17 protein-coding genes are annotated in these 22748 nt (G+C 70.2%); 7 read left to right on the top strand and 10 right to left on the bottom strand.

Going from position 1 to position 22748, the window contains the following annotated elements; genetic code table 11:
* Positions 1–2: 2 nt before the first annotated feature.
* Together AB0M83_RS19945 and AB0M83_RS19940 are read left to right on the top strand one after the other, a co-directional pair.
* Complete coding sequence (locus tag AB0M83_RS19945) at positions 3–2438, top strand: FAD-dependent oxidoreductase (protein ID WP_364518996.1); 2436 nt, start codon at positions 3–5, stop codon at positions 2436–2438.
* Between the two features lie 160 nt (positions 2439–2598).
* Entirely contained in the window at positions 2599–3996 is a 1398-nt protein-coding gene (locus AB0M83_RS19940) for a S1C family serine protease (RefSeq protein ID WP_364518994.1), read from the top strand.
* Between the two features lie 4 nt (positions 3997–4000).
* Here AB0M83_RS19940 and AB0M83_RS19935 read toward each other — a convergent pair whose 3' ends face one another.
* Entirely contained in the window at positions 4001–4375 is a 375-nt protein-coding gene (locus tag AB0M83_RS19935) for a MarR family transcriptional regulator (protein ID WP_364518992.1), read from the bottom strand.
* A gap of 86 nt (positions 4376–4461) precedes the next feature.
* Here AB0M83_RS19935 and AB0M83_RS19930 point away from each other — a divergent pair, with 86 nt between their 5' ends.
* Positions 4462–5928 carry an MFS transporter gene (locus AB0M83_RS19930; protein ID WP_364518990.1) on the top strand — a complete coding sequence of 489 codons (1467 nt, stop codon included), beginning with the start codon at positions 4462–4464 and terminating at the stop codon, positions 5926–5928.
* A gap of 72 nt (positions 5929–6000) precedes the next feature.
* Here the strand turns inward: AB0M83_RS19930 and argG are convergent, their stop codons facing one another.
* Entirely contained in the window at positions 6001–7449 is a 1449-nt protein-coding gene (gene argG, locus AB0M83_RS19925) for an argininosuccinate synthase (RefSeq protein WP_364518988.1), read from the bottom strand.
* A gap of 91 nt (positions 7450–7540) precedes the next feature.
* Between argG and AB0M83_RS19920 the strand changes: the two genes are divergently transcribed.
* A complete protein-coding gene (locus AB0M83_RS19920; RefSeq protein WP_364518986.1) occupies positions 7541–8419 on the top strand; it encodes an aminoglycoside phosphotransferase family protein in 879 nt (292 codons plus the stop codon).
* A gap of 10 nt (positions 8420–8429) precedes the next feature.
* On the opposite strand, the gene glpD is transcribed toward AB0M83_RS19920, so the two are convergent.
* From glpD to AB0M83_RS19905, 3 genes are read right to left on the bottom strand one after another with little or no spacing between them, the layout of a single operon-like run.
* Complete coding sequence (gene glpD / locus AB0M83_RS19915; protein ID WP_364518984.1) at positions 8430–10136, bottom strand: glycerol-3-phosphate dehydrogenase; 1707 nt, start codon at positions 10134–10136, stop codon at positions 8430–8432.
* A complete protein-coding gene (gene glpK / locus AB0M83_RS19910; RefSeq protein ID WP_364518983.1) occupies positions 10136–11653 on the bottom strand; it encodes a glycerol kinase GlpK in 1518 nt (505 codons plus the stop codon). Before glpK (AB0M83_RS19910) ends, glpD begins: the two co-directional genes overlap by 1 nt.
* Before the next feature lie 14 nt (positions 11654–11667).
* The gene (locus tag AB0M83_RS19905) at positions 11668–12489 is read right to left on the bottom strand and encodes an MIP/aquaporin family protein (protein ID WP_364518982.1); all 822 of its coding nucleotides are present in this window, start codon (positions 12487–12489) and stop codon (positions 11668–11670) included.
* Positions 12490–12642: 153 nt separating this feature from the next.
* Here AB0M83_RS19905 and AB0M83_RS19900 point away from each other — a divergent pair, with 153 nt between their 5' ends.
* Positions 12643–13395, top strand: a complete 753-nt coding sequence (locus AB0M83_RS19900) for an IclR family transcriptional regulator (RefSeq protein ID WP_364518981.1) — start codon at positions 12643–12645, stop codon at positions 13393–13395.
* Positions 13396–13519: 124 nt separating this feature from the next.
* Positions 13520–15469: a glycerol kinase GlpK gene (gene glpK, locus AB0M83_RS19895; RefSeq protein WP_364518980.1), complete on the top strand. Its 1950-nt coding sequence runs from the start codon at positions 13520–13522 to the stop codon at positions 15467–15469.
* Between the two features lie 9 nt (positions 15470–15478).
* Here the strand turns inward: glpK (AB0M83_RS19895) and AB0M83_RS19890 are convergent, their stop codons facing one another.
* Positions 15479–16300, bottom strand: a complete 822-nt coding sequence (locus AB0M83_RS19890) for a substrate-binding domain-containing protein (protein ID WP_364518979.1) — start codon at positions 16298–16300, stop codon at positions 15479–15481.
* Positions 16301–16552: 252 nt separating this feature from the next.
* Here AB0M83_RS19890 and AB0M83_RS19885 point away from each other — a divergent pair, with 252 nt between their 5' ends.
* Complete coding sequence (locus AB0M83_RS19885; protein WP_364518978.1) at positions 16553–17992, top strand: DUF1996 domain-containing protein; 1440 nt, start codon at positions 16553–16555, stop codon at positions 17990–17992.
* A 66-nt stretch (positions 17993–18058) separates the two neighbouring features.
* On the opposite strand, the gene AB0M83_RS19880 is transcribed toward AB0M83_RS19885, so the two are convergent.
* From AB0M83_RS19880 to chvE, 4 genes are all read right to left on the bottom strand, one after another.
* Entirely contained in the window at positions 18059–18751 is a 693-nt protein-coding gene (locus tag AB0M83_RS19880; protein ID WP_364518977.1) for a hypothetical protein, read from the bottom strand.
* Between the two features lie 134 nt (positions 18752–18885).
* Positions 18886–20106 (bottom strand): multiple monosaccharide ABC transporter permease, encoded by a 1221-nt coding sequence (gene mmsB / locus AB0M83_RS19875; protein WP_364518976.1) that lies wholly within the window; start codon positions 20104–20106, stop codon positions 18886–18888.
* Positions 20103–21623, bottom strand: coding sequence for a multiple monosaccharide ABC transporter ATP-binding protein (gene mmsA, locus AB0M83_RS19870; RefSeq protein WP_364518975.1), 1521 nt, complete (start codon positions 21621–21623; stop codon positions 20103–20105). The genes mmsB and mmsA overlap by 4 nt, the downstream gene beginning before the upstream one ends.
* Positions 21620–22726: a multiple monosaccharide ABC transporter substrate-binding protein gene (gene chvE, locus AB0M83_RS19865; RefSeq protein ID WP_364518974.1), complete on the bottom strand. Its 1107-nt coding sequence runs from the start codon at positions 22724–22726 to the stop codon at positions 21620–21622. Before chvE ends, mmsA begins: the two co-directional genes overlap by 4 nt.
* Positions 22727–22748: the final 22 nt, after the last annotated feature.

Raw genomic sequence — 22748 nt, 5'->3', positions numbered from 1 at the left:
CCATGACCGCACCGAAAGTCGTGATCATCGGCGCCGGCATCGTCGGCGCGAACCTGGCCGACGAGCTGACCGCCCGCGGCTGGGCCGACGTCACCGTGCTCGACCAGGGCCCGCTGCCGCGCACCGGCGGGTCGACGTCGCACGCGCCCGGCCTGGTGTTCCAGACGAACGCGTCCAAGACGATGACGGAGTTCGCGAAGTACACCGTCTCGAAGTTCCTGGAGCTGGACTGCTTCCTCCAGGTCGGCGGCATGGAGGTCGCGACGACGCCGGCGCGCTGGGAGGACCTCAAGCGCAAGCACGGCTGGGCGCAGTCCTGGGGCGTCCCGGGTTCCCTCATCGACACCGGCGAGTGCGTCCGGCGCTGGCCGCTGCTCGACGGCTCGCAGGTCTTCGGCGCACTGCACACGCCGGCCGACGGGCTGGCCCGGGCGGCGAAGGCGGTGGCCGTGCTCGCTGAGCGGGCCACCTCGCGGGGTGCCCGGTTCGTCGGCTCGACGCGTGTCACCGACGTCCTGCAGGAAGGCGGGCGGGTCACCGGTGTCCGGACCGACCAGGGCGACTTCCCCGCGGACGTCGTCGTGTCGTGCGCGGGGTTCTGGGGCCGGGAGATCGGCGCGATGGTGGGCATGGACGTGCCGTTGCTGCCCCTGGCCCACCAGTACGTGAAGACCGGGCAGGTCGCGGAGCTCGTCGGGCGCAACACCGAGGAGGTCGAAGCGAGCCTGCCGATCCTGCGCCACCAGGACCAGGACCTGTACTTCCGCGAGCACGTCGACCGGATCGGCATCGGCTCCTACGCGCACCGGCCGATGCCGGTCGATGAGTCCACATTGGACCCCTCGGTGACGGAGACGGCGATGCCGTCGATGCTGCCGTTCACCGAAGACGACTTCGCACCGTCGTGGGAGGAGAGCAAGCTGCTCCTGCCCGCGCTGCGGCAGACCAAGGTCGAGGAGGGCTTCAACGGGATCTTCTCGTTCACCCCGGACGGTCAGTCGCTGGTCGGGGAGTCCGCCGACGTCCGCGGGTTCTGGCTCGCCGAAGCGGTGTGGGTGACGCACTCCGCGGGCATCGCCAAGGCCGTCGCCGAGCTGCTGGTCGACGGGCATTCCGAGACGGACCTGCACGAGGTCGACGTCCACCGCTTCGAGGACGTCCAGCTCGCGCCGTCGTACGTGAGCGAGACTTCGCAGCAGAACTTCGCCGAGGTCTACGACATCCTGCACCCGTTGCAGCCCAAGCTTTCCCCGCGCGACCTGCGCGTTTCGCCGTTCCACGTGCGGCAGCGCGAGCTGGGGGCGGTGTTCCTGGAGGCGGGGGGCTGGGAGCGGCCACACTGGTTCGAGGCCAACGCGCCGCTGCTGAAGAAGCTGCCGCACGACTGGCTCCCGCCGGCGCGGGACGCGTGGTCGGCGCAGTTCCACTCGCCGATCGCGGCGGCCGAGGCGTGGCACACGCGCAACGGTGTGGCGCTGTACGACATGACGCCGCTGAAGCGCGTGGAGGTCAGCGGAAGTGGGTCACTGGAGTTCTTGCAGTCACTGACCACGAACCAGCTGGAGAAATCCGTCGGGTCGGTCACCTACACGTTGATGCTGGACGACGCGGGCGGCATCCGCAGCGACGTCACGGTGGCGCGGCTCGGACCGGAGCGCTTCCAGGCCGGGATCAACGGGAACATCGACGTCGACCACCTCGTGAAGCACGCGCCTCCCGGGGTGCAGATCCGCGACATCACGGGCGGGACGTGCTGCGTCGGCGTCTGGGGGCCGCTCGCGCGCGACCTCGTGCAGCCGCTGAGCCGGGAAGACTTCTCGCACACCGGGTTGAAGTACTTCCGGGCCCGCCAGGCGCGGATCGCCGGGGTGCCGGTCGTCGCGATGCGACTGTCCTATGTGGGCGAACTCGGCTGGGAGATCTACACGAGCGCGGACAACGGCCTGCGGCTGTGGGACGCGCTGTGGGCGGCCGGGCAGTCGCTGGGCGTCATCGCGGCCGGGCGAGCCGCCTTCAACAGCCTGCGGCTGGAGAAGGGCTACCGGCTGTGGGGCACCGACATGACGACCGAGCACGACCCGTACGAGGCCGGTGTCGGCTTCGCGGTGCGGCCGGCCAAGGGCGAGTTCCTCGGACGGGCGGCGATCGAAGGCCGCGGTGAAGACACCGCGTCACGGCGGCTGCGGTGCCTGACGATCGACGACGGCCGCACGGTCGTGCTGGGCAAGGAACCGGTGTTCGTCGACGGGGTCGCTTCGGGCTACGTCACGAGCGCGGCCTACGGCTACACGATCGGCCGGCCGATCGCCTACGCCTGGCTCCCGGCGTCGGCGGACGTCGGCAGCGGCGTCGAGATCGAGTACTTCGGCCGCCGGGTCGCGGCCACCGTGGCCGCCGAGCCGCTGGTCGACCCCGGCATGGACCGGATCCGGCGATGAGCCCCCGTCAGGTGGTCGCGGCGTAACTTCGATCACGTCGGCATGCCGGCCGGGCTCCTCGGGTACATCCACAGCAACTCCATGGAAGCGCGCCAGGAAATTCTCAGGAACCAGGCGTTTCCTGGAACGGCCGGAGGCTTGTCGAGGGCTGGAGCTGTGCATGAGCGAGTACGACCGAGGACCGCGGGGCGGCGGCGAGTACCCGTACGGCTACGGCCAGGGCGACTACCCGCAGGGTCAGGGCTACTACGACCAGCAGTCCCACGGCCGGCAGCAGTACTACGGGCAGCAGCCCCACGACCAGCAGTACTACGGGCAGCAGCCGTACGGCCAGGCCCGTGACCAGTGGGGCCGCCCGTACCCGCCGCAGTACACCCAGCCCCAGGGCTTCTACGGCCACGAGGGCGCCCCGCACGGCTACGGCTACCCGCCGCCGGTCCCGCAGCCGCCGCGCAGGCGTCCGCTGCGGGCCCTGACCTTCGCCGTCGTCGCGGTCGCCCTCGCCGTGGTCGCCGGGCTCGGCATCGGGCACTTCATCTCCGCCTCGAACAGCTCCACCGCCGGCGGCAACCAGAACTTCGGCTACTCCGGGCAGCCCAGCGCGTCGGCCACGGCACTCGACGCCGACGCCGTCGCCGCGAAGGTCAACCCGGCCATCGTCAACATCAACACCGAGCTCGGCCTGCAGGGCGCCGCCGCGGCCGGCACGGGCATCGTGCTCACCGCGGACGGCGAGGTGCTGACGAACAACCACGTCGTCGCCGGGGCGACCAGCATCAAGGTCACCAGCATCGGCACCGGGGACACGTACAAGGCGGAAGTCGTCGGCTACGACCGCAGCGAAGACATCGCGGTCCTGCAGCTCGAAGACGCGTCCGGCCTGCCCACCGCGAGCATCGGCGACTCGTCCACCGTCAACGTGGGCGACCAGATCCTCGGCCTCGGCAACGCCGGCGGCCGCGGCGGCGACCCCGTCCCGGCGCCCGGCACGGTGACCGCGCTGGACCAGTCGATCACCGCCTCCGACGAGTCCAGCGGCTCGTCCGAGCAGCTCACCGGACTGATCCAGGTCCGCGCGAACATCGAGTCCGGCGACTCCGGCGGCCCGCTCGTCAACGCGAACGCGCAGGTCATCGGCGTCGACACCGCCGCGTCCACCGGGTACCAGCTCAACGGCCGCCGCAGCGGTGCCGGTGGTCAGGGCTTCGCCATCCCGATCAACCAGGCCGTCGACATCGCGCACCGGATCGTCGCGGGCACCGCGTCGGACAAGATCCACATCGGCAAGACGGCGTTCATCGGCGTCTCGGTGTCGGACGCGCAGGGGCAGGGCGCCCAGGTCCGCGAGGTCGTCGCCCGCGGTCCGGCGCAGCAGGCGGGCCTCGCGGCGGGGGCCGTGATCACCGCCATCGACGGCACGGCGATCGACTCGGCGACGACGCTGACGAACGTGATGGACACCCACCACCCGGGCGACAAGCTGACCCTGACGGTCACCAGCGCCGCCGGCGGCCAGCAGCAGCTCCAGGTGACGGCGGCCGAGGGGCCCGTGGGCTGACGCGTCAGCGCAGGGTCTCGCTGAGCACTTCGCGGTGCGTCCGCTTGGCCGCGAGGTACTTCTCCCGGCCGGCGTCGGTGAGGGTGACGAAGATGCCGCGCCGGTCCACCTCGCACAGCGCGCGCTCGACCAGGCCCTCCTTCTCGAGGCGGGCGACCAGCCGCGAGGTGGCGCTCTGGCTGAGGTGGATGGCTCCGGTGAGGTCGGCCGAGCGGCACTTGAAGTCGCAGGTCGCGAGCCGTTCCAGGGCCTCGAACTCGTTCGCGCCGATCCCGTGGCGCTCCTGCAGGCGGCACTCGAGCGTGGTGAACACGGCCGAGTAGCGGGCCAGCAACTCGTGCCACTCCTGGACCAGGCCCTGCTCGGCGACGTCGCTCACGGCGGCCAACTTAGCATGCACGGGCATCAGATGCAAACGCATTAAATGCTTAGACATTAGATGCGTGTGCATGTACTGTCGCCGACATGAGTTCTTCCGTGTCCTTGTCCACCACCTCGACCCGGTGGGACGCACGTCTCTGGGGTGTCCTGCTCACCGTTTCGATCGTCATCGGTCTCGACGCGCTCGACGTGTCGATGGTCGGGGTCGCGCTCCCCGCCATCCAGGCCGACCTCGGCCTGTCCACCAACGCGCTGCAATGGGTCGTCAGCGGCTACGTCCTGGGCTACGGCGGGCTGCTGCTGCTCGGCGGGCGCACCGCCGACCTGCTCGGCCGCCGCCGCGTGTTCCTCGTCGCCGTCGCCGTGTTCGCGCTGGCCTCGCTGCTCGGCGGGCTCGTCGACGACGGCGCGCTGCTCATCGCGAGCCGCTTCATCAAGGGCCTGGCCGCCGCGTTCACCGCCCCGGCGGCGCTGTCCATCATCACCACGACGTTCCAGGAGGGCCCGGCCCGCAACAAGGCGATCAGCATCTTCGCCGTGTTCGGGGCGAGCGGGTACTCCGCCGGGCTCGTGTTCTCCGGCCTGCTGACCGAGGTCGGCTGGCGCTGGACGTTCCTGCTGCCCGCGCCGATCGCCCTGGTCGCGTTCGCCGCCGCGTGGAAGCTGATCCCGGCCTATCGGCGGGAAGAAGGCCGCGGCTACGACTTCCCGGGCGCCATCACCGGCGCCGCCGGCTCGCTGCTGCTGGTCTTCGGCGTCGTCGAGGCGCCCGAGGTCGGCTGGGCCGCGCCGCGCACGCTGATCACGTTCGCCGTCGCGCTCGCCCTGCTCGTGACGTTCGTGGTCATCGAGAAGCGCAGTCCCCACCCGCTGCTGCGCCTGGGCATCCTCCGCGCCGGCCCGCTGGCCCGCGCGAACCTCGGCGGCGCGCTGTTCTTCGGCGCGTACATCGGGTTCCAGTTCGTCGTGATGCTGTACCTGCAGCGGGTGCTCGGCTGGTCGGCGCTGCAGACAGCGCTCGGCTTCCTGCCGGCGGCGCTGATCGTGGCGTTCGGCTCGCCGCGCATCGAGCCGCTGATCGACCGGATCGGCACCCCGCGCACGATCTTCGCCGGCGTTGTCGCGCACGTCATCGGCTACACGCTGTTCCTGCGGGTGGACGAGCACTCGGGGTACGCGGCGTTCGTGCTGCCCAGCATGATCCTGCTCGGCATCGGCTTCACGCTGGCGTTCTCCTCGCTCAACATCCAGGCCACGGCCGGGATCGCGGACAGCGAGCAGGGGCTCGCGGGCGGCCTGCTGAACACGTCGCTGCAGGTGGGCGGCGCGATCGGGCTCGCGGTGGTGACGGCGGTCCTGACCGCCAACGGCGGCCGTGAGGCCTCCCCGGCGGCGCTGCTCACCGGGTTGACGCCGGCGTTGAGCGTGGTCACCGGCATCGCGGTGCTGGGGTTGCTGATCGCGATCAGCGGCCTGGTCGCCCGCAAGCAGCCGGTCACCGAAGAGCCGGTGGCCTCGGAGCCGGAGGCCCTGCTGGCTCTCGCTGACTGACGCAAGCCTCTGAAGGCCACCATGAGGGCACTGGATGCCCTCATGGTGGCCTTCAGAGGCTTTGACGCGGGGTCAGTCGGTGCCGAACTCCATCGCGGCGTTGTCGAGCAGCTCGACGTCATCGGTCTTGCCGCGCGAAGCGATCACCTCGGCGCCGCCCTCGGGCATCGCGCCGATCAGGCCGGTCGAGGCCGCCTGGGCCGCGCCGATCAGCTTCGGGTGCGAGTTGCCGCCGACCATGCCGAGGCTCGCGTACTGCTCGAGCTTGGCCCGCGAGTCCGCGATGTCGAGGTTGCGCATGGTCAGCTGGCCGATCCGGTCGACCGGGCCGAACGCCGAGTCCTCGGTCCGCTCCATCGACAGCTTGTCCGGGTGGTAGCTGAACGCCGGGCCCGTGGTGTCCAGGATGGAGTAGTCCTCGCCGCGGCGCAGCCGCAGCGTGACTTCGCCGGTGATCGCGGTGCCGACCCAGCGCTGCAGCGACTCGCGCAGCATCATCGCCTGCGGGTCCAGCCAGCGGCCTTCGTACATCAGGCGGCCGAGCTGCCGCCCGTGGTTGTGGTAGCTGGCGAGGGTGTCCTCGTTGTGGATGGCGTTGACGAGCCGCTCGTAGGCCGCGTGCAGCAGCGCCATGCCCGGGGCCTCGTAGATGCCGCGGCTCTTGGCCTCGATGATCCGGTTCTCGATCTGGTCGGACATGCCCAGGCCGTGGCGGCCGCCGATGGCGTTGGCCTCCAGCACCAGGTCGACGGCGGAGGCGAACTCCTTGCCGTTGATCGTCACCGGCCGGCCCTGCTCGAAGCCGACCGTCACGTCCTCGGCCGCGATCTCGACCTCGGGGTCCCAGAACGCCACGCCCATGATGGGCTTGACGATCTCGATGCCGGTGTCCAGGTGCTCCAGCGACTTGGCCTCGTGCGTGGCGCCCCAGATGTTGGCGTCGGTCGAGTAGGCCTTCTCGGTGCTGTCGCGGTAGGGCAGGTCGTGGGCCAGCAGCCACTCCGACATTTCCTTGCGGCCACCGAGTTCGGTGACGAAGTCCGCGTCGAGCCACGGCTTGTAGACGCGCAGGGAAGGGTTGGCCAGCAAGCCGTAGCGGTAGAACCGCTCGATGTCGTTGCCCTTGTAGGTGGAGCCGTCGCCCCAGATCTGGACGTCGTCCTCGAGCATGGCGCGCACCAGCAGCGTGCCGGTGACCGCGCGGCCGAGCGGCGTGGTGTTGAAGTAGCTGCGGCCGCCGGTGCGGATGTGGAACGCGCCGCACGTCAGCGCCGCGAGCCCCTCTTCCACGAGGGCTTCCTTGCAGTCGACCAGCCGCGCGATCTCGGCGCCGTACTGGCCGGCCCGCCCGGGCACCGAGTCGATGTCGGGCTCGTCGTACTGGCCGATGTCGGCGGTGTAGGTGCAGGGGACCGCGCCTTTGTCGCGCATCCACGCGACCGCTACGGAAGTGTCGAGGCCACCGGAGAAGGCGATACCGACACGCTCGCCGACGGGCAGGGAAGTGAGCACCTTGGACATGCGAATGATTATGCACGCCCATGCATCGTCGTGCAATCCGGGGTGCCCGGGGTCACGGAAACCCCGTTGACGTGCGTGGTTCGGTGATCACATGGGCCGGATGCACGCCGACGAGCACGCCATCGACACCGACCTCGTCGGGCGGCTGGTGTGCGGGCAGTTCCCGGCGTGGGCCGGCCTGCCGGTCGCTCCCCTGGCCTCCGGCGGCACGGTCAACGCCGTGTACCGCTTGGGTGACGACCTGACGGTCCGGCTCCCGCTGACCGCGGGCGGCGCCGGAGACATCACGAAGGAAGCTCGGGCCCTCACCGCGCTCGACGGGTTGCCGGTGGCGGTCCCGGCCGTCGTCGCCGTGGGCGAACCGGCCGAGGGGTATCCGTGGCCGTGGGCGGTGCACGGCTGGCTCGACGGCGAACCGGCGCTCGAAGGCCGGGACGCACCGGCCCGCGACCTGGCGGAGTTCGTGTGCGCACTGCGGGCGCGCCAGGCGGACGGTCCTCCGGCCTTCCGCGGACAGCCGCTGTCCACAGTGGACACGGCCACCCGCCGGGCGATCGAGGAGCTGAGCCGCACCGACGAGCCGTTCGACGCGGCGGCGGCCCTCGCCTGCTGGGCGGCGGCGCTCGATGCTCCACCGTGGACCGGGCCGCCGAGCTGGGTGCACGCGGACCTGATGCCGAGCAATCTCCTGCTGCGCGATGGCCGCCTGAGCGGTGTCCTCGACTGGGCCACCGCCGGGGTCGGCGATCCGGCGTGCGACCTGATCCCCGCGTGGAACCTGCTGTCCGGGACCGCGCGAGAGGTGTTCCGCGACCACATCGGCGCCGACGACGCGACGTGGGCGCGGGGCCGCGGCCGCGCGCTGTCGATGGCGGTGATCCAGCTGCCGTATTACCGGCACACGAACCCGGTGATCTCGGCCAACGCCCGCTACGTGCTCACGGAGCTGGGGTGCGTCCCCGCTCCGTGAGCACGCCGGATCAGCTCGGTAGGAGCGCCGGGGCCGCGAGGCGGGTGGCGTTCGCCGCCTCGTCGTCCGGGGCCTCCTGCGCCGAGCGCTCCGCCTCGACCCGCGCCAGGTAGTTCGCCACCTCGCGGTCCGTGCGGTGGGAATCCCAGCCCAGCAGCGGGGCGATCAGCCCGGCGACCACCGGGGCCGCCGCCACGCCGCGGTCGCGTTCCTCGATCGAGATCCGCGTCCGCCGGGTCAGGACGTCCTCGAGGTGCAGCGCGCCCTCGTGCGAAACCGCGTAGACGGCTTCCACGCGAAGGTATTCCGACGTCTCCGTGATCGGCTCACCGAGCGCGGGCTGGTCCTCGATCAGGGAAACGAGGTTCCAGATCCGCGTGCCGTACCGCTGCAGCAGGTGCTCGACCCGCGGCAGCGGCAGCCCCGTCTTCGAAGCGACCGAACCGCGGTCGGCCCACAGCTCGTGGTACCCCTCGGCGCCCACGATCGGCAGCCGGTCGGTCCACGACGGCGGCGCGGGCCGGCCGAGTTCCTCGACCACGACGTCGACGGTGTCCGAGGCCATCACCCGGTACGTCGTGTACTTGCCGCCGGCCACGATCACCAGGCCCGGCACCGGGTGCGCCACCGCGTGCTCCCGCGACAGCTTCGTCGTCGCGGCCGCCTTCGCCGCCAGCAGCGGACGCAGTCCCGCGTAGACGCCCTCGATGTCGTCGTGCGTCACCGGCGTCCGGAGCACGGCGTTGAGGTGCTCCAGCACGTAGTCGACGTCCGCGCGGCTCGCCGCCGGGTGCTCGCGGTCGAGGTCCCACTCCGTGTCGGTGGTGCCGACGAGCCAGTGCTTGCCCCACGGGATGACGAACAGCACGCTCTTCTCGGTGCGCAGGATCAGCCCGGTGTCGAGGTCGATCTTCTCCCGCGGCACCACCAGGTGGATGCCCTTCGACGCGCGCACGGTGAACGGCGCGGGGATCCCGGCCGCCTCCGCCATGTCGTCGCTCCAGACGCCGGTCGCCGCCACCACGGTGCGAGCGCGCACCTCGATCTCGGCGCCGCTCTCGCGGTCGAGGACCTTCGCCCCGACCACGCGCTCGCCGTCGCGGAGCAGCGACGTCACGCGGGCCCGCGTCAGCACCGAAGCGCCCTGCTCGGCGGCCGTCCGCGCGATGGTCATCGTGTGGCGGGCGTCGTCGACCTGGGCGTCGTAGTACTGGATCGCGCCGATCAGCGCGTCGTCCGCCAGGCCGGGCGCCACCTTGGCGGCACCGCGCTTGGACAGGTGCCGGTGCCGCGGCAGCGCGCGGGCGCCGCCGAGCGTGTCGTACAGCGTGACGCCGGCGCCGATGTAGCCGCGCTCCCACACCCGGTGCTTCAGCGGCACCAGGAACTTCACCGGCCGCACCAGGTGCGGGGCCAGCTTCTGCAGCAGCAGCCCGCGTTCCTTGAGCGCTTCGCGCACCAGCTTGAAGTCCAGCTGCTCCAGGTAGCGCAGGCCGCCGTGGATCAGCTTGGACGACCGGCTGGACGTGCCGGCGGCGAAGTCGCGGGCCTCGACCAGCGCGACGGACAACCCGCGCGAAGCCGCGTCGAGCGCGACGCCGGCGCCGGTCACTCCCCCGCCGACCACCAGGACGTCGACCTCTTCGCGCACCAGCTTCCGCAGTGCGTCCGCGCGGTACTGCGGGGAAAGTGCTGTCACGGTGCTCCTCCTCATCATCACTCCACGTCCACCCAGTCGAGCGTCCGGCCGACGGCCTTCTGCCAGCCCGCGTAGCCCTCGGCGCGCTGCTCTTCCGTCCACGACGGCTGCCAGCGCTTGTCCTCGTTCCAGTTCTGCTCGAGCTCGTCGGTCGACCGCCAGAAGCCGACGGCCAGCCCGGCCGCGTAGGCGGCGCCGAGCGCGGTGGTCTCGGCGACGACCGGCTTCGACACCGGGACGCCGAGGATGTCCGCCTGCAGCTGCATGCACAGCTCGTTGGCGGTGACGCCGCCGTCCACGCGCAGCACGTCGAGCGTGACGCCGGAGTCGTTCTGCATGGCCTCGACGACGTCGCGGGTCTGGTAGCAGATCGCTTCCAGGGTGGCCCGCGCGAGATGAGCGTTGGTCGTGGCGCGGGTGAGCCCGACGATCGCGCCGCGGGCGTCCGAGCGCCAGTACGGCGCGAACAGGCCGGAGAACGCCGGGACGAAGTAGACGCCGCCGTTGTCCTCGACCTGGCGGGCCAGGCTTTCGCTCTGCGACGCACCACTGATGATGCCGAGCTGGTCGCGCAGCCACTGCACGGCCGACCCGGTGACGGCGATCGACCCCTCCAGCGCGTAGACGGGCTTCTCGGCGCCGAACTGGTAGCACAGCGTCGTCAGCAGGCCGTGCTTCGAGCGGACCAGCTCGTGCCCGGTGTTGAGCAGCAGGAAGTTGCCGGTGCCGTAGGTGTTCTTGGCCTCGCCGGGCCGGAAGCAGACCTGCCCGACGGTCGCCGCCTGCTGGTCGCCGAGGACGCCGGTGAGCGCGACCTCGCCGCCGAGCGGGCCGTCCGCCCGGGTCGTGCCGAAGAAGCCGGGGTTCGACGACGGCCGGATCGCGGGCAGCATCTGCCGCGGGACGCCGAAGAACGACAACAGCTCGTCGTCCCAGTCGAGGGTTTCGAGGTCCATCAGCATGGTGCGCGAGGCGTTGGTCGGGTCGGTGACGTGGACGCCGCCGTCCGGGCCGCCGGTGAGGTTCCAGATGAGCCACGAGTCGGTGGTGCCGAAGAGGGCGTCGCCCTTTTCGGCGTCCTCGCGCACGCCGTCGACGTTCTCGAGGATCCACTGCAGCTTGCCGCCGGAGAAGTACGTCGCGGGCGGGAGGCCGGCCTTGCGGCGGATGACGTCGCCTTTCCCGGAGCGCTCCAGCGCCGAGGCGATCCGGTCGGTGCGGGTGTCCTGCCAGACGATCGCGTTGTGGTACGGGCGGCCGGTGCGGCGGTTCCACACGACGGTGGTCTCGCGCTGGTTGGTGATGCCGAGCGCGGCGAGGTCGCCGGCGGTCAGGTTGGCCTTGTTCAGCGCGGTCGCGATGACCGAGCGGGTGCGTTCCCAGATCTCGGTGGCGTCGTGCTCGACCCAGCCGGGCTTGGGCAGGATCTGCTCGTGCTCGAGCTGGTGGCGGGCGATCTCGTTGCCGCCGTGGTCGAAGATCATGAAGCGGGTGCTGGTGGTGCCCTGGTCGACGGCACCGACGAAGTCCGGCATGGTCGTGCTCCTTCTCAGGCGGCGGTCTCGAGGTCCTTGGCGGGCATGGCGTCCAGCGGGTCCCCGGCGGGCAGGAAGCGCTCGATCAGGTACTTGTAGATCGCGCCGCCGACGAGGGCGCCGATGATCGGGCCCACGATCGGGATCCACCAGTAGGGGAAGCCGTACTGGTCGGACCACGCCGTGTCGTAGCCGGTCAGCCAGGAGGCCAGGCGCGGTCCGAAGTCGCGGGCGGGGTTGATCGCGTAGCCGGCGTTGGTGCCCCAGGCCATGCCGATGGCGACGACGAGGAAGCCGACGACGACCGGGGCCAGGTTCGCGCCCGGCGAGGTGTTGCGCAGGTCGGTGATGGCGAACAGGACGATCAGCAGGATCGCGGTGCCGATGATCTGGTCGCGGAAGGCACCCCAGTCACCCACCGGGAGCGTCCCGTTACCCGGAAGGGTGGAGAACACGCCCTGGGTCTTGATCGTGAGGCCGGGGTCCTTGGCGTTGAGCACCTCGGTGTAGTTCCAGCGCACGAGCAGCGCGGCGAGGAACGCGCCGGCGGTCTGCGCCAGGGCGTAGGGGGCGACCTTGCGCCACTCGAAGCCCTTGAACACCGCCAGCGCGATGGTCACGGCGGGGTTCAGGTGCGCGCCGCTGATCCGCGAAGCGACGTAGACGCCGAGCGTGACGCCGAGTCCCCAGGCCCAGGCGATGCTGTCGTGGTCCCCGATGCCCGCGGCGACGACCTGCGCCACCACCCCGCACCCGAACAGGATGAGGATCATCGTCCCCACGAACTCGGCGGCCATCTCGCCGGCGAGTCCGCGGGCCTTGAGGTTTCGCACCATTGCTTCCTCCACAAAGGACCGTTCTTCCCCCTGGTGAGTGAAAGCTAGGTTCGGGAAAACACCCGGTCAACGCGACCGGGTCGGCATTGTCGAACGCGCGGAGACGATGTTCGACATTGTCGAATCGGAGCCGGTCGGGCTAGGGTCGCGGACGTGCCGGGTCCGATCCAGTCCATCGAGCGCGCCGCTGCCATCCTCAAGCTGCTGGCGCGCGGCTCGGGCCGACTCGGGGTCGGCGAGATCGCCGAGTCCCTCGAACTGGCGAAGGGGACGGCGCACGGCATCCTGCGGACGCTGCAGGGCGTCGGGTTCGTCGAGCAGGACCGCGACACGGGCAAGTACCAGCTCGGGGCCACGCTGCTGCACCTGGGCACCAGCTACCTGGACGTCAACGAGCTGCGCTCCCGCGCGATCAACTGGGCCGACGCGCTGGCGTCCCGCAGCGGCGAAGCGGTCCGGATCGGCGCGCCCCTGGAGGGCCGGGTGCTGGTCGTGCACCACGTGTTCCGCCCGGACGACAGCCTGCAGACCCTGGACGTCGGCACCCTGCTGCCCCTGCACGCGACGGCGCTGGGGAAGGTCCTGCTGGCCTACGACACGACGTTGAAGGCCACGCCGGAGCCGTACACGCGCCGCACGCTGGTCACCCAAACGGCGATCAAGCGCGCGTGTGCGAAGGTACGCGAGGCAGGCTGGGCGGTGGAGAACGGCGAGATGATCTCGGGCGAGGCGGGGATAGCGGCCCCGATCCGCGGCCACGGCGGCATCGTGGTGGGCGCGATCGGTGTGTTCGGCGCGGTGGAGCGCATCTGCGAGCCGGACGGTGGCCCGAACGCGAGGTTGCTGGGTCACGTCCGCGACGCGGCCCGCGCGGTGTCCCGCGACCTGGGCGCGTCCCGATGGTGAGGGAGGTGCGGGTGCCCGACGACGCCCCTCGGCTCGAGCACCCCGTTCGCCCTCGCGCCGAGCGCACCCGGCCGCCGCTCTCGCCGCCGACCGTCGACATCGCCGGCCTGAGGAAGGTGAGTACGTGGTCCAGCGGTACGTGATGTCCATCGACCAGGGCACCACCTCCACCCGGTGCATCCTGTTCGACGCGCGCGGCCGGCTCGTCTCGGTCGTGCAGCGGGAACACCAGCAGCACTTCCCGCGGCCCGGCTGGGTGGAGCACGACGCCGTCGAGATCTGGCGGAACGTCGCGCGGATCGTGCCGCAGGCCCTGGCCGACGCCGGCGCCACCGCGGAGCAGGTCGTCGGCCTCGGGATCGCCAACCAGCGCGAAACCACCGTCCTCTGGGACCGGCACACCGGCAACCCGATCGGGCGGGCCATCGTCTGGCAGGACACCCGCACCGACGCCATGCTCGAACAGCTGGCCCGCGAACCCGGCGCCGACCGCGTCCGGCAGCTGTGCGGCCTCCCGCTGGCGACGTACTTCTCCGCACCGCGCGTGCGCTGGCTGCTCGAACGCACGCCCGGCCTGCGCGAACGCGCCGAGCGCGGGGACGTCCTCTTCGGCACCGTCGAGAGCTGGCTGATCTGGAACCTCACCGGCGGCGCCGAAGGCGGTGTGCACATCACCGACGTCACCAACGCCTCGCGCACCATGCTGATGAACCTGCGCACCCTGAACTGGGACGACGAGCTCCTCGACTTCTTCGACGTCCCACGCGCGATGCTGCCGGAGATCCGCTCGTCGACAGAGGTCTACGGCACCACGAGCCGCGTGGTGCCCGGCATCCGGATCGCGGCGGCGCTCGGCGACCAGCAGGCCGCGCTGTTCGGCCAGACGTGCTTCGCGCCCGGTGAGGCGAAGTGCACGTACGGCACCGGCAGCTTCCTGCTGCTCAACACCGGTTCGACGCCGGTGCTGTCCACCCACGGCATGCTCACCACGGTGGGGTTCAAGATCGGCGACGAGCCCGCGGTGTACGCGCTGGAAGGCTCGATCGCCGTCACCGGGTCGCTGGTCCAGTGGTTCCGCGACGGCCTCGAGCTGATCGGCAGCGCCCCCGAGATCGAGACGCTGGCCCGGACGGTCGAGGACAACGGCGGCTGCTACATCGTGCCCGCGTTCTCCGGGCTGTTCGCGCCGCACTGGCACAGCGAGGCCCGCGGGGTGATCGCCGGGCTGACGTCGTACATCACGAAGGGCCACCTGGCGCGGGCGGTGCTGGAGGCGACCGGCTGGCAGACCCGCGAGGTCGTCGACGCGATGAACGCCGACTCGGGCCTGGCGCTGAAGACGCTCAAGGTCGACGGCGGGATGACCGCCGACAACCTGCTCATGCAGTTCGTCGCGGACGTCCTCGACGTGCCGGTGGTCCGCCCGATGGTCGCGGAGACGGTGTCGCTCGGCGCCGCGTACGCGGCCGGGCTGTCGGTCGGGTACTGGCCGGACCTGGAGGGGCTGCGGCGCAACTGGCACCGCGCCGGGCAGTGGCTGCCCGCGATGGAGCCGGCCCGCCGCGACTCCGAGTACGCGCACTGGCGCCAGGCCGTGGAGCTGACGTTCGGCTGGATGCGTCCCGGTCCGGCCGCGGTCGCGCCGGGGTCCGACCTGGTCGAAGTGCTGCTGGCCGACCACCGCCGGTTCGAGCAGCTGTTCCGGGACCTGCGCAACACCGAGGCCGACCGCCCGGCCCTGGTCGCGGAGCTGGCGGCCCTGCTGGTCGCCCACGCGACGGCGACCGAGCGGATCGTCCGCCCGGACTCCGCAGGGGATCCCTTCGCCGACGACCTCTTGGCCGTCCTCGAAACCGATGACTTCGAGAAGGCGTTGCCGCGTTTGGAGAACGTCGTGGACGCGCACGTCCGCGGCGAGGAACGCGGGCTGCTGAACGAGCTGCGCCGCACGATGTCCACATCGGACCGCACCGGCCTGGGCCGCGCGTTCGTGGCGGAGCGCCGCCGCCAGCTGGACCTCGGCTGCGGCACCGCGGACCACGTCCGCGAACTCGGGAACCGCCTGACGCTCTAGCGGTACCACTCACGACCGGGTCGGCCGGCTGCTTTCCCGGACCACCAGCTCGGCGTCCACTGTCGTGCGCGGCAGCGGTACCACGCCGTCCATCGCGGCGGCGAGCACCACCAGCGTCTGCCGGCCGGCGGCGACGAAGTCCTGGCGGACGGTCGTCAGCGGGGGCGGGAAGTAGGCCGCCTCGGGGACGTCGTCGAAGCCGACCACGTGGGCGTCGCGCGGGACCCGCACGCCCGCTTCGGTGAACGCCGCGAGCAGTCCGAGGGCCATGTGGTCGTTGGCCGTGAACACCGCGCACATCCGGACTTCGACGGCGAGCGACTGCCCGGCCCGGTATCCGGACCGGGCCGACCAGTCGCCGCGGACCACCGGCGGCACGTCCGCGCCGTGCCGTTCCAGGGTCTCGCGCCAGCCGCGTTCGCGGGCGCGGGCGATCGGCGCGTCCTCCGGGCCGCCGACGTGCCAGACCGTCGGGTGGCCGAGGTCGAGGAGGTGCTCGGTGGCCCGTCTGGCGCCGTCGTACTGGTCGGCCGCCGCGGCCGGGACGAGCGGGACGCCGACGACCGGCGGGTGCTCGGCGAACAGGTGCGGGTCGAGCAGGATGATCCCCGCCACGCCCTGCAGCCGCAGGCCGGCCACCGCGGCCGGGACCGCCGAGCGGCCGCGGCCGGGCACGCTGAAGACGACGAGGGCGTACCCGTGTTCGCGCGCGGCCGCGCGCAGGCCGTTCAGGACCGGGCCCGACGCGGCGGTTCCCGTGGCGATCACCCCGAGCGTGCCCCGGTGCTGCCGGGCTCGCGTGCGGAGGGGACCTGCGTCGTCCACGGGCATGAGCCGATGTTAACGATCACATCGATGGACGTGAACTTCCTTCACTTTCCATAAATAACGAAACGATAACGCGAAAAGGCGCCGCTGAACCGGGCTCGCGCCGGAGCCGTTTCAGCCAGTGCCGGAACCAGTGACACCGGGCGCGGTCCCCCGACCCTCCGCGGCCGCGGTGCCACTCCCCGGGTTCCGCGCGTCTCCCCCGCGGGCACGCAGCCGTACCCCGTCGTGCCCGGAAAACCGAAGAAGGTGACCATGCCCCGGAAAACCTCCCCCGCCACGGGCAGACATCGCATCACCCGCCGCACCAAGATCGCGACCGGCGGCCTCGCCCTCGCGCTCGCCGTCGGCGGCATCGTCGTCGCGACCACCGCCGGGCGTACCGGCGAGGCCAGCGCGGACCCCGCCGACGAGTCGTTCTTCCTCGACATCGCCAAGGTCCCGGCCGGTGTTAACGTGAACAGAGCGCTGCAGCAGAAGGGCGCGCGCGGCACGTTCACCGTGGACTGCGGGCGCAACGAGAACCAGCACTTCAACCCCGACAACTTCATCGCGCAGCCCGGCGTCAAGAACGGCGCCCAGCACCTGCACGACTACGTCGGCAACCTTTCGACGAACGCAGATTCGAACAACAAGAGCCTGGCCAAGGCCGGCACGACGTGCAAGAACGGCGACAAGTCCGCCTACTTCTGGCCCGTGGTCCGCATCGACACCGGCGAAGAGGACGAAAACCCGCCCGCCACGCAGCCCGACCGCACCGGCAGCGCGAAGGACAAGGCGAGCAGCCAGGTCGACTGCCCGGACGTCGCGAGCAAGCTCCCCGACGTCCCGGACCAGGCGATGGACGAGGTGGACCGCAACCTCGACCTGCTCGACAAGCAGATCGACGAAGCGAACGCCCGCATCGCCAACGGCGACCTGAAGACCCCGCAGGACATCCAGAACGCCGTGGTCGGCCCGCTGAAGGACAAGCGCGCCGCGACGATCGACCGGATCGCCATCGCGATCGGCCGCCGGGCGGCGAAGCCGACGAACCTCGGTGGGCTCGCGGCGTGCGTGCTCAAGCAGAACGGCCAGGGCGGCCTCGACAACGGCGGCCAGAACAGCACCGGCCAGCCCGCCGAGCTGCCCGGCGTCAACGACCAGAACGAGGTCGCCGGCAACGACGGCGAGATCCAGCGCGTCCGTTCGGCGACGATCACGTTCACCAGCGGCGGCGCGAGCAAGGTCGTCGCGATGCCGCAGTTCCTCCGCATCCTCTACGGCGACGCCAAGCAGAGCACCAACGGCCCGGCCAACGCCCGGCCCAGCTGGACCTGCACCGGCTTCGAGGACCGGCTCACCGACCACTACCCGATCTGCCCGGCGAACAGCAAGGTCGAGCGCATCCACGCCTTCCCGAACTGCTGGGACGGCAAGAACATCGACAGCGCGAACCACCGCACGCACATCGTGTTCGCCGACCAGCAGGGCAAGTGCCCGCAGGGGTTCAAGAACGTGCCGCAGCTGGTCATCAAGCTGGTCTACGACATCCCGCACGATATCCAGGTCAAGGGCCAGTACAAAGTGGACGCCTTCCCGCAGGAGAGCCACAACCCGCGCTCGGACCACGACGACTTCGCCAACGTCATGGGCCAGCGGCTGATGAACCAGGTCGTCAAGTGCATCAACACCGGCCAGCGCTGCAAGCAGTAGGAAAAGCCGTGAATGTCGCATTGAGGGACTTGAAGTCCCTCAATGCGACATTCGCGGACTTCGCGGTCAGGAACTGGTGACCGAATAGCTGTTCGCGGCGAAGTCCAGTCCACCGGCGGACGAGGTGATCTCGAAGCCGAACTGGACTTCGCCCAGCGTCACGTCGCCGAACCACCCGCGGGCGCGGATCCAGTTCAGCACCGCCAGGACGTCGACCGTGCCCGCGTTCGTGTTCGACGTCCGGACGAACGAGAACACCGCGTTCGAGCCGTTCGATCCCTTGTAGACGTCCCAGGTGTGGCCGCCGACGGTCGCGGTGGCCTGCTTGCTGCCGAGCGGGCCCACCGCGCCCTGCTTGTTCATCCACAGCATGGTTTCGTAGGCGTTGTTGTCGGCCCAGATGTCGTAGGCGGTCTCGTAAGCGCCGCTTCCCGGGCGCGTCACGGAGAAACTGCTGGAGACCCGGCTCAGCGCGCTGAGCTTCTTGCCGACGTTCTTCGCCGAATGCGGGTACGTCTTCACCCCGCCGGTGTTCGGCTGGTCGGACCAGACCCCGAAGTTCGAATACGAATTCGCCCAGATGGTCTGCGGGCCGGCACCGCTGCCCCAGACGTCGTTGCGGACGGTGTACCCGCCGTTGGACCAGGTCGCCCATTTGTCCGAGGACGACCACGTCGCCGCCGTGGCGACACCGGCCGAGGTGACCACGGAAGCGGCCACGGTCAAGGAAACCACAAGGGAACGCACGGCTTTGTGCATGGGAATGTCCTCCACTGGTGAGGGAATCACCAGCACTATGACCGTCCCGTTACCACCCGGTCAAGCAATTCGAGAACTTCGAAAAAGAAAGGGGCTTTCCCGTCGAACGGGAAAGCCCCTTTCGACGTCGTCGACTAGGAAGCCGCGCGGCGTTTCGTCCAGATGTCGTACGCCACCGCTGCCAGCAGCACGACGCCCTTCACCAGCATCACCCGCTCGCTCGGCGCGCCGATCAGGGACATGCCGTTGTTGATCACGGCCATGATCAGGCCGCCGGTGATCGCCCCGACGACCTTGCCCACGCCGCCCTGGACCGCCGCGCCGCCGATGAACGCCGCCGCGATCGCGTCCAGCTCGAAGTTGACGCCGGCTGTCGGGCCCGCCTGGTTGAGCCGGCCCGCGAAGATGATCCCGGCCAGGGCCGCCAGCACGCCCATGTTGACGAAGATCCAGAACGTCACCGACTTGACCTTGACCCCGGACAGGGTCGCGGCCTGCAGGTTGCCGCCGACGGCGTAGATGTGCCTTCCGAACACCGACTTGCCCGCCACCAGCGAGTAGCCGAGCACGAGCACCGCCAGCAGGATCAGCACCCACGGCAGGTTCTTGAACCGCGCCAGCTGCACCACCAGGGCGAGCACCAGCACCGCGATCCCGGCGATCTTCAGCACGAAGATGCCGAGCGGGTCGACGTCCTGGCCGTAGCCCAGGCGCGCCGAGCGCTTGCGCCACTGGGTGAACGCGATCCCGGCCACCGCGACGACGCCGGCGAGCAGCGACACCAGGTCGGCGCCGCCGAGCGGGCCGAGGCCGATGTTGCCCAGGTAGCCGTCGGTGAAGCCGTTGGACAGCGTGCGGATCGCGTCCGGGAACGGGCCGATGCCCTGGTTGCCCAGCACCGTCAGGGTCAGCGCCCGGAACGCCAGCATCCCGGCCAGCGTCACGATGAACGCCGGGATCCCGAAGTAGGCGACCCAGTAACCCTGCCACGCGCCGATCACCGCGCCGACGACGAGGGTGATCAGCACCGCCCAGAACCACGGCAGCTGCCAGTTCACCATCAGCACCGCCGACACCGCGCCGGTCATCGCGACGACCGACCCGGCGGACAGGTCGATGTGCCCGGAGATGATCACGAGGATCATCCCGATCGCGAGGATCAGCACGTAGGAGTTCTGCACGATGATGTTGGAGATGTTCTGCGGTTCCAGCAGCGCACCGCCGGTGAGCACCTCGAACAACACGACGATCAGCGCGAACGCGACGTAGATGCCGCTCTGGCGCGGGTTGATCGAGATCCGCCGGGCGGAGCGCTCGGCCGGGGGCGCGTCGGGACGCGCTTCGGTCGTGGTCATTGCCGTTCCTTGGTCATGTACTGCATGAGCAGTTCCTGGGTCGCTTGTTCGCGGGTCGCTTCACCGGTGATCCGTCCCGCCGACAGCGCGTAGATCCGGTCGCAGAGCCCGAGCAGTTCCGGCAGCTCGGAGGAGATGACCAGCACGGCCTTCCCCTGCGCGGCCAGCTCGTTGATGATCGTGTAGATCTCGAACTTCGCGCCGACGTCGATGCCGCGGGTCGGCTCGTCGAGGATCAGCACGTCCGGGTCGGTGAAGATCCACTTGGCCAGCACGACCTTCTGCTGGTTGCCGCCGGAAAGCTTCCCGGTCACGCTGCGCACGGTCGGTGCCTTGATCCGCAGGTCCCGGCGGAACCCGACGGCCGTGTCGTGCTCGGCGTGCTCGTTGACCCAGCCGTGCTTGGCCAGCTTGCCCAGTCCCGCCGCGGACACGTTGCGCTGGATGTCCTCGATCAGGTTGAGCCCGTAGCGCTTCCGGTCCTCGGTGGCGTAGGCGATGCCGTGGCGGACGGCGTCGCGCACCGACCGGACGTCGATCTCCTCGCCGTGCTTGAGGATCCGCCCGGAGATGTCCTTGCCCCATGACCGGCCGAACACGCTCATCGCGAGTTCGGTGCGGCCGGCGCCCATCAACCCGGCGAGGCCGACGATCTCCCCGCGCCGCAGCGAAAGCGACGCGTGGTCGACGACGACCCGGCCGGCCTGGGTGGGGCTGTGCACCGTCCAGTCCTCGATCCGCAGCACCTCTTCGCCGATGTCCGGCTCCCGGGGCGGGAACCGGTGCTCGAGGTCGCGCCCGACCATCCCGGTGATGATGCGCTCTTCCGTCAGCCCCGCCGCGTCGAGCGTCTCGATCGTCTTGCCGTCACGCAGGATCGTGACGGTGTCGGCGATCGCCGTCACCTCGCCGAGCTTGTGCGAGATGATCACGCACGTGACGCCCTCGTCCCGCAGCCCGCGCAGCAGGTCGAGCAGGTGGGCCGAGTCGTCGTCGTTGAGCGCCGCGGTGGGCTCGTCGAGGATCAGCAGCTTGACCTCTTTGGACAGTGCCTTGGCGATCTCGACGAGCTGCTGCTTGCCGACACCGAGTTCCTGCACCGCCCGCGTGGGGTTTTCGGCGAGGCCGACGCGCTTGAGCAGCGCGCCGGCCTCGTGGTTGGTGCGGTTCCAGTCGATCCAGCCCCGCTTGCCGCGTTCGTTGCCGAGGAAGATGTTCTCGGCTATCGAGAGCTGCCCGCACAGCGCGAGCTCCTGGTGGATGATCACGATTCCGCGCCGCTCGCTGTCGCGCACCGAACCGAACTCACACCGCTGCCCGTCGAAGTGGATCTCACCGTCGTACGTCCCGTGCGGGTAGACGCCGGAAAGCACCTTCATCAAGGTGGACTTCCCGGCGCCGTTCTCCCCGCAGATCGCGTGGATCTCGCCGCTGTTCACGGAGAGGGTGACGTCCGACAGCGCCTTGACCCCGGGGAAGGTCTTGGTGATCCCGCGCATGCCGAGCAGTTCGGTCATTTCAGCTGACCTGCCGTGTAGTAGCCCGAGTCGACGAGTTCCTTCTGGTAGTTGGCCTTGTCGACGGTCACCGGCTGCAGCAGGAACGACGGGACGACCTTCTTGCCGTTCTCGTAGTCGGTCGTGTTGTTGACCTCGGGCTTGCCGCCCTTGAGGACCGCGTCGGCCATCTTCACCGTGGTGTCGGCGAGGATGCGGGTGTCCTTGAAGACCGTCGAGTACTGCTCACCGGCGATGATGGACTTGACCGAGGCGACCTCGGCGTCCTGCCCGGTGACGATCGGGTACGGCTGGCCGGCGGTGCCGTAGCCGTTGCTCTTCAGCGCCGAGAGGATGCCGATCGACAGGCCGTCGTACGGCGAAAGGACGCCGGCGACCTTGGCGCCCCCGGTGTAGGTCTTGGTGAGCAGGTCCTCCATGCGGCGCTGCGCGGTGGCCGGGTCCCAGCGCAGGATGGCCGCGCGGGCGAAGTCGGTCTGCCCGCTCTTGACCACCAGCTTGCCGCTGTCCATCAGCGGCTTGAGGACGGACATCGCGCCGTTGAAGAAGAACGTCGCGTTGTTGTCGTCCGGCGAACCGGCGAACAGCTCGACGTTGAACGGACCCGGGCCGTTGCCCAGGCCCTTGACCAGCGAATTCGCCTGCTCGACGCCGACCTTGAAGTTGTCGAAGGTGGCGTAGTAGTCGACGTTGGGCGAGTTGCGGATCAGCCGGTCGTAGGCGATGACCGGGATCTTGCGGTCGGCCGCCTCCTGCAGCTGCGTGGTGATGGCGGTGCCGTCGATCGAGGCGATGACCAGGAGCTTCGCACCCTTGGTGATCTGGTTCTCGATCTGGTTGACCTGCGTCGGGATGTCGTTCTCGGCGTACTGCAGGTCGACCTTGTACCCGAGCTTCTCCAGCGCCGACTTGATGTTGTCGCCGTCGTGGATCCAGCGCTCCGACGACTTCGTCGGCATGGTGACGCCGACCAGGGCTCCCGCCGCGCTCGTGGCGCCCGGTGCCGCCGCCTGGTCGGCGGTCTTCTGGCTCGAACCGCACGCCGAGAGCGTGAGCACGAGCCCCGCGGCGGCGATCCCCGCCATTGTTCTGGTGAACTTCATTGTTCTTTCTTCCTTTCTCAGA

Source organism: Amycolatopsis sp. NPDC051106 (genome assembly GCF_040682775.1).
Lineage (GTDB): Bacteria > Actinomycetota > Actinomycetes > Mycobacteriales > Pseudonocardiaceae > Amycolatopsis.
The sequence above is the reverse complement of the archived record's forward strand: the minus strand, read 5'-3'. Positions and strand labels throughout refer to the sequence as shown.

Excerpts from the sequence above, each read along its gene's own strand:
- mmsA (WP_364518975.1), bottom strand. The coding sequence starts at position 21,623 with ATGACCGAACTGCTCGGCATGCGCGGGATCACCAAGACCTTCCCCGGG.
- chvE (WP_364518974.1), bottom strand. The coding sequence starts at position 22,726 with ATGAAGTTCACCAGAACAATGGCGGGGATCGCCGCCGCGGGGCTCGTG.
- glpK (WP_364518983.1), bottom strand. The coding sequence starts at position 11,653 with ATGCCGGACTTCGTCGGTGCCGTCGACCAGGGCACCACCAGCACCCGC.
- mmsB (WP_364518976.1), bottom strand. The coding sequence starts at position 20,106 with ATGACCACGACCGAAGCGCGTCCCGACGCGCCCCCGGCCGAGCGCTCC.
- AB0M83_RS19880 (WP_364518977.1), bottom strand. The coding sequence starts at position 18,751 with ATGCACAAAGCCGTGCGTTCCCTTGTGGTTTCCTTGACCGTGGCCGCT.
- AB0M83_RS19920 (WP_364518986.1), top strand. The coding sequence starts at position 7,541 with ATGGGCCGGATGCACGCCGACGAGCACGCCATCGACACCGACCTCGTC.
- AB0M83_RS19890 (WP_364518979.1), bottom strand. The coding sequence starts at position 16,300 with ATGCCCGTGGACGACGCAGGTCCCCTCCGCACGCGAGCCCGGCAGCAC.
- argG (WP_364518988.1), bottom strand. The coding sequence starts at position 7,449 with ATGTCCAAGGTGCTCACTTCCCTGCCCGTCGGCGAGCGTGTCGGTATC.
- glpD (WP_364518984.1), bottom strand. The coding sequence starts at position 10,136 with ATGATGAGGAGGAGCACCGTGACAGCACTTTCCCCGCAGTACCGCGCG.
- AB0M83_RS19945 (WP_364518996.1), top strand. The coding sequence starts at position 3 with ATGACCGCACCGAAAGTCGTGATCATCGGCGCCGGCATCGTCGGCGCG.
- AB0M83_RS19940 (WP_364518994.1), top strand. The coding sequence starts at position 2,599 with ATGAGCGAGTACGACCGAGGACCGCGGGGCGGCGGCGAGTACCCGTAC.
- AB0M83_RS19905 (WP_364518982.1), bottom strand. The coding sequence starts at position 12,489 with ATGGTGCGAAACCTCAAGGCCCGCGGACTCGCCGGCGAGATGGCCGCC.
- AB0M83_RS19930 (WP_364518990.1), top strand. The coding sequence starts at position 4,462 with ATGAGTTCTTCCGTGTCCTTGTCCACCACCTCGACCCGGTGGGACGCA.
- AB0M83_RS19885 (WP_364518978.1), top strand. The coding sequence starts at position 16,553 with ATGCCCCGGAAAACCTCCCCCGCCACGGGCAGACATCGCATCACCCGC.